At 38.8% G+C, this 14493-nt stretch carries 13 protein-coding genes and 1 pseudogene; 12 read left to right on the top strand and 2 right to left on the bottom strand.

The genetic code is table 11. The annotated features are described in order from the left end of the window. Window positions 1–34 precede the first annotated feature (34 nt). The 6 genes from C8270_RS15325 to spoVM are packed head-to-tail and all read left to right on the top strand — an operon-like array spanning window position 35 to window position 5158. On the top strand, window positions 35–796 hold the full coding sequence (locus tag C8270_RS15325) for a Stp1/IreP family PP2C-type Ser/Thr phosphatase (protein ID WP_106497670.1): 762 nt from the start codon (window positions 35–37) through the stop codon (window positions 794–796). Next, window positions 790–2826 carry a Stk1 family PASTA domain-containing Ser/Thr kinase gene (gene pknB, locus C8270_RS15320; protein ID WP_106497669.1) on the top strand — a complete coding sequence of 679 codons (2037 nt, stop codon included), beginning with the start codon at window positions 790–792 and terminating at the stop codon, window positions 2824–2826. Before C8270_RS15325 ends, pknB begins: the two co-directional genes overlap by 7 nt. Continuing rightward, window positions 2827–3708 carry a ribosome small subunit-dependent GTPase A gene (gene rsgA / locus C8270_RS15315; RefSeq protein ID WP_106497668.1) on the top strand — a complete coding sequence of 294 codons (882 nt, stop codon included), beginning with the start codon at window positions 2827–2829 and terminating at the stop codon, window positions 3706–3708. A 2-nt stretch (window positions 3709–3710) separates the two neighbouring features. After that, window positions 3711–4373, top strand: coding sequence for a ribulose-phosphate 3-epimerase (gene rpe / locus C8270_RS15310; RefSeq protein WP_106498561.1), 663 nt, complete (start codon window positions 3711–3713; stop codon window positions 4371–4373). Between the two features lie 5 nt (window positions 4374–4378). Next, a complete protein-coding gene (locus C8270_RS15305) occupies window positions 4379–5044 on the top strand; it encodes a thiamine diphosphokinase (protein WP_106497667.1) in 666 nt (221 codons plus the stop codon). 3 nt (window positions 5045–5047) lie between these two features. Then, window positions 5048–5158, top strand: coding sequence for a stage V sporulation protein SpoVM (gene spoVM, locus C8270_RS15300; protein WP_325034786.1), 111 nt, complete (start codon window positions 5048–5050; stop codon window positions 5156–5158). A 251-nt stretch (window positions 5159–5409) separates the two neighbouring features. On the opposite strand, the gene rpmB is transcribed toward spoVM, so the two are convergent. Then, entirely contained in the window at window positions 5410–5598 is a 189-nt protein-coding gene (gene rpmB / locus C8270_RS15295) for a 50S ribosomal protein L28 (RefSeq protein WP_106497665.1), read from the bottom strand. Between the two features lie 226 nt (window positions 5599–5824). Here rpmB and C8270_RS15290 point away from each other — a divergent pair, with 226 nt between their 5' ends. Both C8270_RS15290 and C8270_RS15285 read left to right on the top strand, forming a co-directional pair. Beyond that, on the top strand, window positions 5825–6187 hold the full coding sequence (locus tag C8270_RS15290) for an Asp23/Gls24 family envelope stress response protein (RefSeq protein WP_106497664.1): 363 nt from the start codon (window positions 5825–5827) through the stop codon (window positions 6185–6187). Window positions 6188–6214: 27 nt separating this feature from the next. Further along, window positions 6215–7876 (top strand): DAK2 domain-containing protein, encoded by a 1662-nt coding sequence (locus C8270_RS15285; protein WP_106497663.1) that lies wholly within the window; start codon window positions 6215–6217, stop codon window positions 7874–7876. Window positions 7877–8745: 869 nt separating this feature from the next. On the opposite strand, the gene C8270_RS15280 is transcribed toward C8270_RS15285, so the two are convergent. Then, the gene (locus tag C8270_RS15280) at window positions 8746–10032 is read right to left on the bottom strand and encodes an NCS2 family permease (protein WP_106497662.1); all 1287 of its coding nucleotides are present in this window, start codon (window positions 10030–10032) and stop codon (window positions 8746–8748) included. A gap of 136 nt (window positions 10033–10168) precedes the next feature. Here C8270_RS15280 and sdaAB point away from each other — a divergent pair, with 136 nt between their 5' ends. The 4 genes and pseudogenes from sdaAB (at window position 10169) to fapR (ending at window position 14489) form a co-directional block, all read left to right on the top strand. Then, window positions 10169–10831: an L-serine ammonia-lyase, iron-sulfur-dependent subunit beta gene (gene sdaAB / locus C8270_RS15275; protein WP_106497661.1), complete on the top strand. Its 663-nt coding sequence runs from the start codon at window positions 10169–10171 to the stop codon at window positions 10829–10831. A 59-nt stretch (window positions 10832–10890) separates the two neighbouring features. Then, window positions 10891–11775, top strand: a complete 885-nt coding sequence (gene sdaAA / locus C8270_RS15270; RefSeq protein ID WP_106497660.1) for an L-serine ammonia-lyase, iron-sulfur-dependent, subunit alpha — start codon at window positions 10891–10893, stop codon at window positions 11773–11775. Between the two features lie 5 nt (window positions 11776–11780). Further along, window positions 11781–13814, top strand: a pseudogene (recG, locus tag C8270_RS15265) (ATP-dependent DNA helicase RecG). A 102-nt stretch (window positions 13815–13916) separates the two neighbouring features. After that, on the top strand, window positions 13917–14489 hold the full coding sequence (gene fapR, locus C8270_RS15260) for a transcription factor FapR (protein WP_106497659.1): 573 nt from the start codon (window positions 13917–13919) through the stop codon (window positions 14487–14489). Window positions 14490–14493: the final 4 nt, after the last annotated feature.

Below are 14493 nucleotides of genomic sequence, written 5' to 3'. Positions count from 1 at the left end.
TGGAGAGGTAACGAGGTTTTTAAGGGGTGAAAGAATGAAAAGTAAATTTTTTACAGATCGTGGTAAAATTAGAAACCATAACGAAGATTCCGGGGGGATTTACCATAACCGTTATGGTCAATTTTTAGCGATTATTGCTGATGGTATGGGTGGGCATAAAGCTGGTGATGTTGCTAGTCAAATGGCCACGACTCTCATTAAGGAAAAATGGGAGCAAAGTAATCAGCTTCAAACACCAGATGAAATCGAAAATTGGCTTAGAGACTCCATCCAAGAAATGAATAAAGCATTATTTGAATACGCATCAAACAATGAAGAATGTCAAGGAATGGGTACGACAATTGTAATTGCGATCTGTACTGATGAATTTATCACCATTGCACATGTTGGGGACAGCCGTTGCTATCTTGTAAATGAAAATGGCTTTAATCAACTAACAGAAGACCATTCATTGGTAAATGCGCTTGTTCAATCTGGTCAAATTACAAAAGAGGATGCACAACATCATCCTAGAAAAAATGTTGTATTGAAAGCCGTCGGAACAGAAGAGTATGTTGAATCAGACATTCGAAGCCTTGAATGGGATTCCGGGAATATTTTATTATTGTGTACCGATGGGTTAACCGATAAATTAACAGATGACGAGTTGGGTGAGCGTATTCAAAGTCAACAGGATATGGAGGAAAAAGGACAACAGTTGATTCATTTAGCGAATGAACTAGGCGGCGAAGATAATATTTCACTTATACTTGTCCAACATGACGTTCCTCAGGAAGAAGGTGAAATTCCGTGTTAGAAGGGCACCTATTGAATGAACGTTATCGGATTAAAGGAACTATCGGTGGCGGTGGAATGGCCAACGTCTATTTAGCGAACGATATCATACTGGATCGGGATGTAGCAATAAAGGTTTTACGGCTTGAGTATGCAAATGATGAGGAATTTATCGCCCGCTTTGATCGAGAAGCTCAGTCAGCGACGAGCCTTTCCCATCCAAACATTGTAAATATTTACGATGTTGGTGAAGAGGATAATATTTTATATATGGTAATGGAATATGTCGATGGGATGACATTGAAAGAATACATACAGAAATACGGACCAATTGAAGTTGAAAAAGCATTAGATATTATGAAACAAATTGGTTCGGCAATTGCGCATGCACATGCAAATGATATTGTTCACCGTGATATTAAACCACAGAATATTTTAATTGATACATATGGACAAATCAAGGTAACGGATTTCGGTATTGCCGTTGCGCTTAGTGCTACATCATTGACTCAGACGAATTCAATATTAGGGTCTGTCCATTATCTTTCTCCAGAACAAGCTCGTGGAGGTATGGCCACTAAGAAGTCGGATATTTATTCGTTAGGAATTGTACTGTTTGAACTATTAACAGGCAGGCTCCCATTTTCAGGGCAATCTCCGGTTTCAATCGCTTTAAAGCATCTGCAAAGTGATACACCATCCGTAAGACGTTTTAATCAGGATGTTCCACAAAGCGTTGAAAACATCGTACTAAAAGCAACAACAAAGGATCCATTGAATCGGTATGATACTGTCTACGATATGGAAGATGCACTTGAATCGGCTTTAGACCCAGATAAGATAAATGAGGATAGATATACACCGCCAGTTGAAGTCGGGGAAGAAACAAAGGCAATCCCAATTATTACAGATGATCAACTGCAACATTTTCCTGCTAATCAGGATACAATTGTCCACCAAACAAACGGAAATACGAAAAAGTACAATGAAGATGCAGTCAAAAAACCTAAAAAAAACAAGAAAAATAAAAATAAAAGTAAGAACAAGAATAAGGGCAAAAGCAAGAAGAAAAAGTGGATCATTATTGCGGTCATCCTTTTCATATTGCTGGCATCTGGCGTAGCAGCACTTTTTATCATTCCAGGGGTTTTGCAACCTAAAGATGTAGATGTTCCTGATGTTGTTGATATGGAATACGATGATGCCGTGGATAAATTAGAGAAATTAAATTTAAAAAGCGAAAAAGAAATGATTTATTCAGAAGATGTTGAGGAAGGAATTGTTGTTAAAACAGATCCTCGTGTCGGAAAAACAGTAAAAGAGGATTCAACTGTTACGGTTTTTGTCAGTCAAGGAAAGGAAAAGATAACTTTTTCTGATTATGTTGGCAAAGATTTTAGTCAAGTAAAACGGTTACTGGAGGATGAGGAATATCAGGAAGTTATTTCCTATAAGAAATACTCGGATAAACCAGCAGGTCAAATCATTACACAAATCCAGCCGACACCAGATTCAGAAGTTATCCCCGGTGAAACGAGAGTTATTTTTGAAATCAGTAATGGACCGGAATTAGCATCTCTTAACAATCTAAAGGGCATGACAGAGGACGAGGCGAAGGCATATCTTGATGAACAAAACTTTAAGATAAATGTCATTGAAGAGCATTCGGACAGCACGACTGAAGGAGAAGTTATAAAACAGGATCCGGAACCGAATACGAAATTAGAGGAAGGATCAACGGTTGATGTATATATTTCGACAGGTCCAAAAGAAAAGCCACCAGCATCAAAAACGATTTCATTTAATGTGGCATATAACCCAGATCAACCAGCTGATGAAACTCAAGAACAACCAAAGGAACAAACTGTAAAAATTTATATTGAGGATGCGAATCGTTCTATATCTGATGTAGCAGAACAAGAAACGATAACGAAAGACACGGAATTTACGATAACATTAACGATAGCACCGGATCAGAATGCGGAATATAAAGTAATTCGTGATGATGACGTAGTAATTGACAAAACGGTTTCATATGAAGAGGGTGAATAAATGGCGGATGGCAGAATTATTAAAGCGTTGAGCGGATTTTATTATGTTCAATCAGAAGGTAAAGTATATCAATGCAGGGGGCGTGGTGTTTTTCGTAATAAAAACATTACACCACTTGTTGGAGATTTTGTATCGTTTGATAAAAGCAATCCGGATGAAGGATATATCCAGGAAATTAAGTCAAGGGAGAACCAATTAATCCGTCCTCCCATTGCCAATATTGACCAGGCGATTATCGTGAGTTCTGCCATCATGCCCGATTTCAATCCATTATTGCTTGACAGGTTTCTTGTTTTGATTGAATCAAAAAGGATTGAACCAGTAATTTTTATTACAAAAATGGATGCAATCGCTGATGAAGAGAAAGAAAGAATCGAAAGTTATCAAAAGCACTACCAGCAGATTGGCTATTCAGTAGAATTACTATCGGCAAAACAACCGGAGGGCTTAGCGAATTTAATCGACTATTTTGCAAAACAAGTAACCGTTATTGCTGGCCAGTCTGGTGTGGGAAAATCATCTTTATTAAATGCGCTAAAACCATCCCTGCTGTTGAAAACGGCAGATATCTCTAAAAGTTTAGGGCGAGGAAAACACACGACAAGACACGTAGAGTTGGTTGAAGTAAACGGGGGGTTGGTTGCTGATACCCCAGGGTTTAGTTCACTTGATTTTAATGAGGTAGATTTAGATATGTTAGCCGATTGTTTTCCAGAAATACGAGAACGGGAAGAAAACTGCAAATTTCGCGGGTGTAAGCATTATAAAGAACCGAAATGCGCAGTAAAACAGGCTGTTGAAACCGGTGATATTCCTTTATTCAGGTATGAACACTATGTGAATTTTTATGAAGAAATTCAATCTAGAAAGCCGAGGTATTAATGATGACAAAAATAGCACCTTCCATATTATCAGCTGATTTTGCAAGACTTGGTGAAGAAATAACTGATGTTGAAAAGGGTGGAGCAGACTATATTCATGTCGATGTCATGGATGGTCACTTTGTTCCGAACATAACGATTGGACCGCTGATTGTTGAATCGATCAAACCGAAAACAACCCTTCCTTTAGATGTGCATTTAATGATTGAAAATCCGGATGCATTCATTCCGATGTTTGCCAGTACTGGTGCCTCAATTATTACAGTACATCAAGAAGCGTGTCCACATTTGCACCGTACGATTCAATTGATAAAAAGTCAAGGAGTGAAAGCTGGTGTGGTGATCAACCCTGCAACTCCTGCTGAAATGATAAAACAAGTTCTTCCAGACGTTGACCTCGTTTTACTTATGACAGTCAATCCAGGATTTGGTGGTCAATCTTTTATTAGTCATGTAGTGCCAAAAATTAAGCAAATTGCGGACTGGAGAGACGAATTAGGTCTATCATTTGAAATTGAAATTGATGGTGGTGTTAATGTTGATACTGCAAAACGATGTACAGATGCGGGTGCAGATGTCTTAGTGGCAGGCAGTGCAGTATTTAACAAAGATGATCGCCAACAAGCAATCCAAGCTATTCTCCAAGCAACAAGAAAATCGGAATAACTGCCATGAATATTGCGATAGTAGGGAATGGACCGCTTGAATTAATTCCCGATCTTATTTCTTTTGAACGCGATGTGGACGTATGGATTGGGGCAGATCGTGGTGCACTAACATTGATCAAACATCATATCATGCCAGATTATGCTGTTGGGGATTTTGATTCGATAAATCCGGAAGAAAAAGCATATATTAAGAGAAAAGCGAAATGGTATAAGGAATATCCGATTGAAAAGGATCAAACAGATTTAGAGATTGCGATTTCCAAAGCATATGACTTGAAACCAGCGAAGTTATTCCTATTTGGTGTAACAGGTGGCAGATTGGATCATGAGCTCATAAACATACAAACGCTTTTTCGGATTTCGCAGAATGATAGTCAGGGAATTATTGTGGATAAAAATAATCAAGTTGAAATGATGAAACCAGGTACCCATACTGTGACAATGGACGAAAAATATCCTGCCATATCATTCATCCCGTTTACAAAGCGTGTAAAGGGATTAACCCTGGAAGGCTTTTATTATCCGTTAGTTAATCAGACGATCACATGGGGGTCAACATTGTGTATCTCTAACAAGCTTCTTTTAAAAAATGGTACTTTTTCTTTTAATGAAGGCATACTATTACTAATAAAGAGTCGTGACGCCATGAATAAAACGATTCCAAAGTAAGTTTTGTCTGTAATTAGAGGAGGGGACTCATTGAAATTTTATACGATTAAACTCCCAAGATTTATTGGCGGATTAGTTAGAGTCTGTATTGGTGTTTTCAAAAAGGAAAAATAAGAAAAATTGGCTTTTGTCATTTGGTTGGCAGAAGCTTATTTTTTGTTGTAAAAGCGCAACGTTACGTTTGGATGAGGATTGTTCACTTTTTGTGCCGTTTGAAAATATGACTGTCGCTAATCGGGGCTGTGTGGAGATGCAGGGCATAAAGCAGCGAACAATGCGAATACAGGCCTTTATAAAACAGCCAAAACGAAAAAGGCAGCCTGTTATAGGCTGCCTTTTTCATTTTGAACTAATGTTAAGCTATATTATACGCGCTCTACTTTACCTGACTTAAGGGCACGTGCAGAAACATAAACACGTTTAGGTTTGCCGTCTACCATAATACGAACTTTTTGTACATTAGCTTTCCATTTACGCTTGTTGGAATTCATAGCGTGAGAACGTTGGTTTCCACTGCGAGTTTGACGTCCAGTTACAACACATTTTCTAGCCATGTAAATCCCTCCTTACTCATCACATGTGTCATTTATTACTTATACAATTTATCACAAGTACAGCCTGAATGCAATTTATTTTTTGTATAAAGCGAAAACACTTGACAGATTATAAGATTTCGTCCATTGTTAGAAGGGGTTAGATGGGATAATATGTTTGCTTTTAAAAGTGGATTTATTGTAGTAAAATATCCTTAAGAGAAGCGGGTTTTAAAGGAGGATAATAATGTCCATTGAATTGAATACGAATGATGGTCACGTAACAATTACAAACGATGTGATTGCAACCATTGCTGGAGGCGCTGCAATCGAATGTTATGGTATTGTAGGAATGGCCTCGAAGAACCAAATAAAAGATGGTATTGCTGAAATTCTTCGTAAAGAAAATTTCTCAAAAGGTATCATAGTCAGACAAGATGGTGAACGTCTTCATATTGATATGTATATTATTGTTAGCTATGGTACGAAAATATCAGAAATAGCCCATAATGTTCAATCCCAAGTAAAATATACACTAAATCAATCATTAGGATTAGCGATTGACTCCGTTAATATTTATATTCAAGGAGTTCGTGTAGCAAAAGATTAGCGTGGTCAATAAGGAGGAAGTACAGGTATGGTACGAGCGTTAGATGGCAAGACTTTTGCACAAATGGTACTCTCTGGAGCACACCATTTAACGAATAACGCCAAAAAAATTGATGCATTAAATGTATTCCCGGTTCCAGACGGGGATACTGGAACAAATATGAATTTATCCATGACTTCAGGCGCAAGCGAAGTTAAAAAAGTGAAGTCGGACAATATATCGGAAGTTGCTAATGCTTTCGCTAAAGGTTTATTAATGGGAGCCAGAGGTAATTCTGGTGTCATTCTATCGCAATTATTCCGCGGATTTGCTAAAGGTGTTGAAAAGCAGCAGACACTATCATCAGAGGATCTCGCAAATGCATTTGAAAATGGGGTAGCAACTGCTTATAAAGCCGTGATGAAGCCTGTGGAAGGAACAATTTTAACCGTAGCCAAAGATGCTGCTGATGTAGCTGTTCAAGAAGCAGAAAAAGAAACCGATGTTGTCGTTATTATGGAAAAAGTGCTGACAGAAGCAAAGGCATCCTTAAAGCGGACACCGGATTTATTACCGGTATTAAAAGAAGTAGGTGTAGTTGATTCTGGCGGACAAGGTCTTGTAACGATTTATGAGGGATTCCTTGCTTTGTTAAAAGGAGAAGAGCTACCCGAAGAAGATGTAGACGACGTAGAAATGGATGAAATGGTGAACGCTGAACATCATAAGCTCGCTCAGGATTTTATGGACACATCTGAAATCGAGTTTGGCTATTGTACTGAGTTTATGGTCAAATTTGAAGAAGAGAAAACAGCTAAAAGTCCATTTAGTGAAGAATCATTTCGTAATGAATTAAGTGAACATGGCGATTCTTTGCTAGTTGTAGCGGACGATGAGATTGTAAAAGTACATGTCCATGCAGAATACCCTGGTCACGTGCTAACGATTGGTCAACGATATGGCAGCCTGATTAATATGAAAATTGAAAACATGCGTGAACAGCATACGGCAATCGTTGGTGAAAAAGACAAAGAATCCACAACAAAAGAAAAAGCGGATTATGCGATTGTAACAGTTGCCATGGGGAAAGGTTTAAAAACGCTTTTGGAAAGTCTTGGTGCTACAGTAGTTATTGAAGGTGGACAAACTATGAATCCAAGCACACAAGATATTACCGATGCGATTGAACAAGCAAATGCAAAAAATATTTTAATCTTACCGAACAATAAAAATATCGTGATGGCAGCAGAACAAGCTGCAGAATTAGCGGATGATAATGTTCAAGTCGTTCCAACAAAGACAATACCACAGGGGATTAGCGCTATCTTAGCATTTCACCCTGAGGCTGACATAATTGAGAATAAAAAGTTGATGGAACAGGCGAGCAGGCAAGTAAAAACGGGGCAGGTTACATATGCTGTTCGGGATACACAAATTGATGGAATCACGATTGAAAATGGTCATTTCATGGGAATTGCGGATGGGAAAATAAATGCAACAGATCCAGATAAAGCACAAACAGTTAAATTGTTGTTAAACGAAATGATCACTGAAGATGATGAAATCCTTACAATTCTTCAAGGTGAAGATGCGAGTGATGCCGAAGTAGAATCATTAGTGGAATATATAGAAGAAACATATGAAGATATCGAAGTCGAAGTCCACAAAGGAAACCAGCCAATTTATTCGTACATTTTATCAGTGGAATAAGTAACTATTTTTTCCTTAGGTCATACTACCTTTTCGTAGTGTGGCTTCTTTGTTTTTGTTGGAGCAGCTCCGAAGCTTTGAAAAAATGTCACCTATGCTAAAAAGATTGCGATTTTATATGCTATTTTGTTGTTTTAGTAAGGCCTCTTTTCATAATGTTTGTTGCTTTTTAATCTCGTGGTTGATAGAGACTGTGACGTAGTGTTTTAATGATTGGTGCTTCATTTCTCGCTCCGGAAATCGAATGCGAAGTAAGTGCGCCGTTGATTTCCGTTCCGGGCAGTCGCTTTCCGCGGGCACGGCTTCAGCCTCCTCGGAAGAAAACCACTTCCTTGAAAAAGGAAACCACTTTTTCTGCGTGCGATGTAATGCTGCCGAAGCTTTCCTTGTCCTGCGGGGTCTTCAGACACGTGCTGGGGCTGCGCTAACTCGCCCCACCGAAAACCATTGTTCCCGCAGGAGTCGACTGCCCTTCACTCCAATCAACTATATTAAAAATAGATGATAATTATTGTTATTAATCCAGCAATAGTTATTGGAAATTGCAACGCACTATACTTAGCGGAGGAAATACGCTGAGACTCCTGGGGGAGGAAAGGCATCGGTGAGACCCCGCAGTGCGTTAGCGCGAGGAGGCTCAACAGCCGCCCCCGGAAAGCGAAGTGTATTTCCGTAGCGGTAATTAGTGCACAGTTTATATCTATTGTGTAAAATACACCAATCATTTAGAAAACAGTCTAAGAAAACAATAAAATTCTTTATATAACTAAAAATAGAGTGCTAAGATCACTTGATTTAGCACTCTATTTGCATGATTATATACGATTTTCTCCACTTACTAAACTACATTCACGACTTTTATATTTCAATTATAAACCGATAATTTTCATCACAAAATCAAATAAAAACAGGGATGAAATGATAACTAATGCTGTTGACAGTTCTCTTTGTTTACCCAAGGCCACTTTTACAATTGGATATGCAATAAAACCGAATGCCATTCCATCGGCGATACTATACGTGAATGGAATCATGACTGTAATCAAAAATGCAGGAAGTGCTTCTGATAAATCATCAAGCGAAATATGCCGGATATTTTGGGCCATTAACACGCCAACAATGATAAGAATTGGGCTAATAGCTGTATTTGGAATCATTGAAATCCATGGAATGATAAAAATGGTTGCCAAGAACAGTACACTGGCTGTAATTGCCGCTTTACCGGTCTTTCCATTGGATGCAATAACTGCCGCATTTTCCGCCGCTGAAACAGTTGGTGAAGTACCCAAAAAACCAGAAGCCAATGCCGAAAAAGCTGTGACCTGGTATGCTTTTTTGTAGCTGTTATCTCGCTTCAGCATTTGCAGTTGTCCATTCAATAACCCCATATTTTCAAAAATAAGGATCATTGCCAATGGGAAGACTGCCAACCAAAACGAAAAATCACCTACTGCCGAGAAAGCGGGGATGAAAATTATTTCATCAACATTAATTGTTGCCGTATTCGTTGCAGTGTCAAGAATGCCAAAGAAGTAAGCGAGTATTGTTCCACCAACCATCGTAAACAGGAAGTTTGCTGGGATATCTTTAATAAATAAAAATATCGCTAAAAATAATGTTAACAAACTAACGATGACTGTTGGTGAGGTGAAGTCACCGAGTGCAATAATGGTATGCTCACCACTGACAACAAGTCCGCTTTTTTCTAGACCAATTAAGATTAAGAAGAATCCCAATCCAACTGTAATAGCATGTTTCAAAGATTCGGGGATCGCTTCTTTTAATAACAGTCCCAATCTACTAAATGCTGTAATTAAGAAAATAATGGAAGCGATCAAGACAACTGCTAACCCCTCTTGAAAAGCAAGTCCAGTACTTTCAATAATAGAGTAAGCAAACAGTGCATTGATTCCCATACCCGGAATGATAATTAGCGGAAGTTTTGTAAAAAATCCCATTAAGAGCGTTCCAACAAAACTGGCCAAAATCGTTGCTGTCATTCCACTTTCCAGCGATATACCCGCTTCACTAAGAATCGATCCATTTACAACCACAATATATACGGTTGTCAGGTAGCCGATTAACCCGGCGAGTAATTCGGTATGCCATTTTCCACTTGCTGTTTCTAAATTGGCATGATTACCGTTATAAGGCATGTAATCTCCTCATAATTCTTTCTATCCCTCTCCCGCCCGATTATAAAGAAATATAATCCACAAATGATTATTATAGATGTTTTTGTTATAATTGACAATAGAGACTATAGAATACGTGGGAAAAGAGGGTGTCGAAGTGAAGTTCAATTCAGTATTTGATATCATTGGTCCAGTGATGATTGGACCATCTAGTTCACATACAGCAGGTGCAGCTAGAATTGGAAAAGCTGCACGTAATTTATTTGGGGAAGAACCGAAATGGGCAAAAATCCATTTATATGAATCTTTTGCCAAGACGTATAAGGGGCATGGGACTGATTTTGCTCTAGTTGGTGGGCTGTTAGGATTTGAAACTGATGATCCACGGATGAGCAAAGCTTTAGAGATTGCTAAAGAGAAGAATATAAAAGTAGAATTTATTGAGGATGATGCCAAGGCAGATCATCCAAATACGGCGCGTCTTATCATCGGCAATGATACGGAGGAAATGGAATTAGTCGGTATCTCTATCGGCGGTGGTAAAGTAGAAATTACCGAGTTAAACGGGTTTGAACTACGTTTGTCTGGGAATCATCCGGCAATATTAATTATGCATAATGATCGGTTTGGTGCAATTGCCTCTGTAACGAAAATTCTGGCAAAATATGAAATCAATATCGGTCATATGGAAGTAAATCGAAAAGATGTTGGCAAAGAAGCCTTAATGGTGATTGAAGTGGACCAAAATGTCGAGGATCGTATTTTAAAAGAATTAGAGAATGCTGATCATATTATTCAAATAGCGAAAATCGTTAGTTAGTAATTGGGGAACGGTCTCATAAGCAAACATGAATAATGATCAAGGAGAGGAGTCAGCTTATGTTTCGTACTGTTGCGGAATTAGTAGAGATTGCAGAAAAAGAAAATATACTTATATCAGAGGTTATGATTCGTCAGGAAATGGATGTGAAGAATCTATCACGCGAGGAAGTTTTCGCGAACATGGAAAAGAATTTGAATGTCATGGAGAAGGCGGTTGAGGATGCGCTTGAAGGTGTGCAGTCGGTTACCGGTTTAACCGGTGGAGATGCAGTGTTAATCCAAAACTACATGAAGGAAAAGACACCGCTTTCAGGTAATTTGTTGCTTGATGCTGTTAGTAAAGCGATGGGAACCAATGAAGTGAACGCAGCGATGGGCACGATCTGTGCAACACCAACTGCAGGAAGTGCCGGATGTGTGCCCGGAACATTGTTTGCGGTTAAAAATCAATTAAACCCAACTCGTGAACAGATGATACGTTATTTATTTACAGCAGGTGCATTTGGTTTTGTTGTTGCTAATAATGCTTTCATCTCTGGTGCAGCAGGTGGTTGTCAGGCAGAAGTTGGATCAGCAGGGGCAATGGCATCAGCAGCAATTGTCGAGATGGCCGGCGGAACTGCCCAGCAATCTTCTGAGGCATTTGCCATGACATTAAAAAACATGCTTGGGCTTGTGTGTGACCCTGTTGCAGGATTAGTTGAGGTACCTTGTGTGAAGCGTAATGCTGCAGGATCATCACTTGCTATCGTGTCAGCAGATATGGCTCTGGCTGGTGTAACAAGCCGAATCCCTTGTGATGAAGTAATTGGTGCCATGTACAGAATTGGAAAAACAATGCCATCAACCTTAAGGGAGACTGGTGAGGGTGGCCTAGCTGCAACGCCAACAGGCCAAGCAATAAAAGAAAAAATATTTGGCATGTCAGTTACGAAAGAGTGATTATTTTGTTACAGGAACCCGTACAAACAGTCAAAGGAATAGGAGAGAAGTTTGCCGAGGATTTAGCAACTATTCATATATATACGGTTAAAGATTTACTGTTTTATTTTCCTTACCGTTATGATGTTTTTGAAATAAAGCCACTCCGTGAGTTAATTCATGATGATAAAGTGACGATTGAGGGAAGGGTTATTCATGAACCTTCTCTCACTTTTTATGGGAAGAAAAAATCGCGACTCTCGTTTACAGTGGAGGTTGAAAATGTTGCGATTAAGGCAGTTATGTTCAACCGAGCTTTTGCAAAAAAACAAATCAAGCCAAATGATACGGTGACATTAACTGGAAAGTGGGATGCCCACCGTCTGCAAATTACGGTCAGTAATTATAAAAAAGGTCCTGCAGAAAATCATGCGGCCATCCAGCCAATGTACTCATTAAAAGGGAATATTACGAATATAAAATAAAAAAAGGCAATCCAAACCGCCATAACTGACTATGGAAATCAAATGGAAGAAATATTGCCGTCTAGTTATCTACAAGCATACAAACTACCTAGACGGCGTGATGCATTAACGGCGATGCACTTCCCAAAAGATAGATTATTGCTAAAACATGCACGAAGAAGATTTACATATGAAGAATTTTTATTGTTTCAATTGAAAATGCAATTGTTACGTAAAATAAAGCGGGAGGCAACACAAGGAAATGCACAATTTTATAATTCTGCGAAACTGCAGGAATTTGTTGATCATTTTCCGTTTTCTTTAACGAAAGCACAGAAACGCTCGCTTAACCAAATTTTGTCTGATATGAAATCACCGCATCGGATGAATCGATTGCTCCAAGGAGATGTCGGGTCGGGAAAAACGGCAGTTGCAGCAATTGCTCTTTACGCATCTATAACAGCCGGTAAGCAAGGCGCGTTAATGGTGCCGACTGAAATATTAGCAGAACAGCATTATCAATCGTTAACTGAACTATTCGGGGAAAGAGCGAATATCGCGTTGCTGACTGGTTCGGTAAAAGGGAAAAAACGTAAGGAACTCTTAGCGGCGGTAGAGTCATCTGAAGTAGATATTGTTGTTGGTACACATGCGTTAATTCAGGAAGATGTGTTTTTTGCTGATTTAGGTTTTGCTATTGTCGATGAACAGCACCGGTTTGGTGTAGAACAACGGCGTGTATTGCGTGATAAAGGACTTGATCCAGATGTGCTATTCATGACTGCAACACCGATTCCTAGAACATTAGCGATTACTGCTTTTGGTGATATGGATGTTTCTGTTATCGATGAGATGCCTTCCGGGAGAAAAGAAATCGAGACGTATTGGACAAAAGAAAATACACTTGAACGGGTGTTGCAGTTTATTGAAAAACGGATTGCCGAAGGGGAACAAGCCTATGTTATTTGTCCGCTAATCGAAGAATCGGATAAGCTGGATATTCAAAATGCAGTAGATCTCTACAATCAATTACAGGCGTTTTACCCAGCTACGATAAATGTTGGGTTAATGCATGGTAGATTGCAAACCGATGAAAAAGATGAGGTCATGAAGCAATTTGCCGCGAACGAAATCCAGGTTCTTGTTTCGACAACCGTTGTAGAAGTTGGAGTCAATGTCCCAAATGCTACGATTATGGTGATTTATGATGCAGAACGGTTTGGATTATCCCAATTACACCAGCTAAGAGGTAGGGTTGGTCGTGGGGACAAGCAAAGTTATTGTATCTTGATAGCTGAACCCAAAGGAGAAGTTGGTAAAGAACGGATGCGGATCATGACCGAAACAAATAATGGCTTTGAATTATCGGAACAGGATTTAAAACTTCGTGGACCTGGTGACTTTTTTGGAAAAAAACAAAGTGGTGTTCCTGAGTTTAAAGTTGCCGACATGATTCATGATTATCGTGCATTGGAGACAGCCCGGAACGATGCCCAAGAAATCATCGATGCAAATTTGTTAGATAATAACGAAGAGTTTTCCAAGTTGCGAACAATACTTGAGAATGATGCTGTTTTAAACAGTAAACTTGATTAAAAGATTGTTGCATAATTAATAGGTGTATTATATATTACTATTAGGACCTAGTCTTAAATTTAATGAATAAAGATTTTCCAATAATAGCGGATGGTGCCAAAAATGAAACGTAGCAAAGTGGAACGACAACGGTTATTAAAAGAGACGATCGAACATACACCGTTTATAACAGATGATGAACTGTCAAAAATATTTTCAGTTAGTATTCAGACAATCCGATTAGATCGTATGGAGCTTGCTATACCGGAATTACGTGAACGAATTAAAACAGTTGCGACAAACCAATGGAATGAAACAGTAAAGGCACTACCTTTAGATGAAGTGATTGGTGAAATTATTGATTTAGAATTAGATAGTCGAGCCATTTCTATTTTAAATATTAAACATGAGCATGTTTTTTCACGTAATAAAATAGCCCGTGGGCACCATTTATTTGCCCAAGCAAACTCACTTGCTGTGGCCGTAATTAATGATGAATTAGCTCTAACAGCAAAATCAGAACTAAAATTCACCAGACAGGTTACAGAGGGAGAACGTGTCGTAGCCAAAGCATCCGTTAAAGAAGTAAACGACAATGGTTTAACGACCGTTTTAGTGAATAGTTTTGTCGATAATGAAGTTGTGTTTACCGGGTTGTTTCATATGTATCGATCAAATGAGCAACAGAGGAGATAGTTCA

It is taken from the genome of Lentibacillus sp. Marseille-P4043 (assembly GCF_900258515.1).
Lineage (GTDB): Bacteria > Bacillota > Bacilli > Bacillales > Amphibacillaceae > Lentibacillus_C.
The sequence above is the reverse complement of the archived record's forward strand: the minus strand, read 5'-3'. Positions and strand labels throughout refer to the sequence as shown.

What these genes read in the sequence shown, in the direction of transcription:
- sdaAA (WP_106497660.1), top strand. Translation starts at nt 10,891, where the DNA reads ATGTTTCGTACTGTTGCGGAATTAGTAGAGATTGCAGAAAAAGAAAAT.
- C8270_RS15280 (WP_106497662.1), bottom strand. Translation starts at nt 10,032, where the DNA reads ATGCCTTATAACGGTAATCATGCCAATTTAGAAACAGCAAGTGGAAAA.
- rsgA (WP_106497668.1), top strand. Translation starts at nt 2,827, where the DNA reads ATGGCGGATGGCAGAATTATTAAAGCGTTGAGCGGATTTTATTATGTT.
- fapR (WP_106497659.1), top strand. Translation starts at nt 13,917, where the DNA reads ATGAAACGTAGCAAAGTGGAACGACAACGGTTATTAAAAGAGACGATC.
- rpmB (WP_106497665.1), bottom strand. Translation starts at nt 5,598, where the DNA reads ATGGCTAGAAAATGTGTTGTAACTGGACGTCAAACTCGCAGTGGAAAC.
- C8270_RS15305 (WP_106497667.1), top strand. Translation starts at nt 4,379, where the DNA reads ATGAATATTGCGATAGTAGGGAATGGACCGCTTGAATTAATTCCCGAT.
- C8270_RS15290 (WP_106497664.1), top strand. Translation starts at nt 5,825, where the DNA reads ATGTCCATTGAATTGAATACGAATGATGGTCACGTAACAATTACAAAC.
- C8270_RS15325 (WP_106497670.1), top strand. Translation starts at nt 35, where the DNA reads ATGAAAAGTAAATTTTTTACAGATCGTGGTAAAATTAGAAACCATAAC.
- rpe (WP_106498561.1), top strand. Translation starts at nt 3,711, where the DNA reads ATGACAAAAATAGCACCTTCCATATTATCAGCTGATTTTGCAAGACTT.
- C8270_RS15285 (WP_106497663.1), top strand. Translation starts at nt 6,215, where the DNA reads ATGGTACGAGCGTTAGATGGCAAGACTTTTGCACAAATGGTACTCTCT.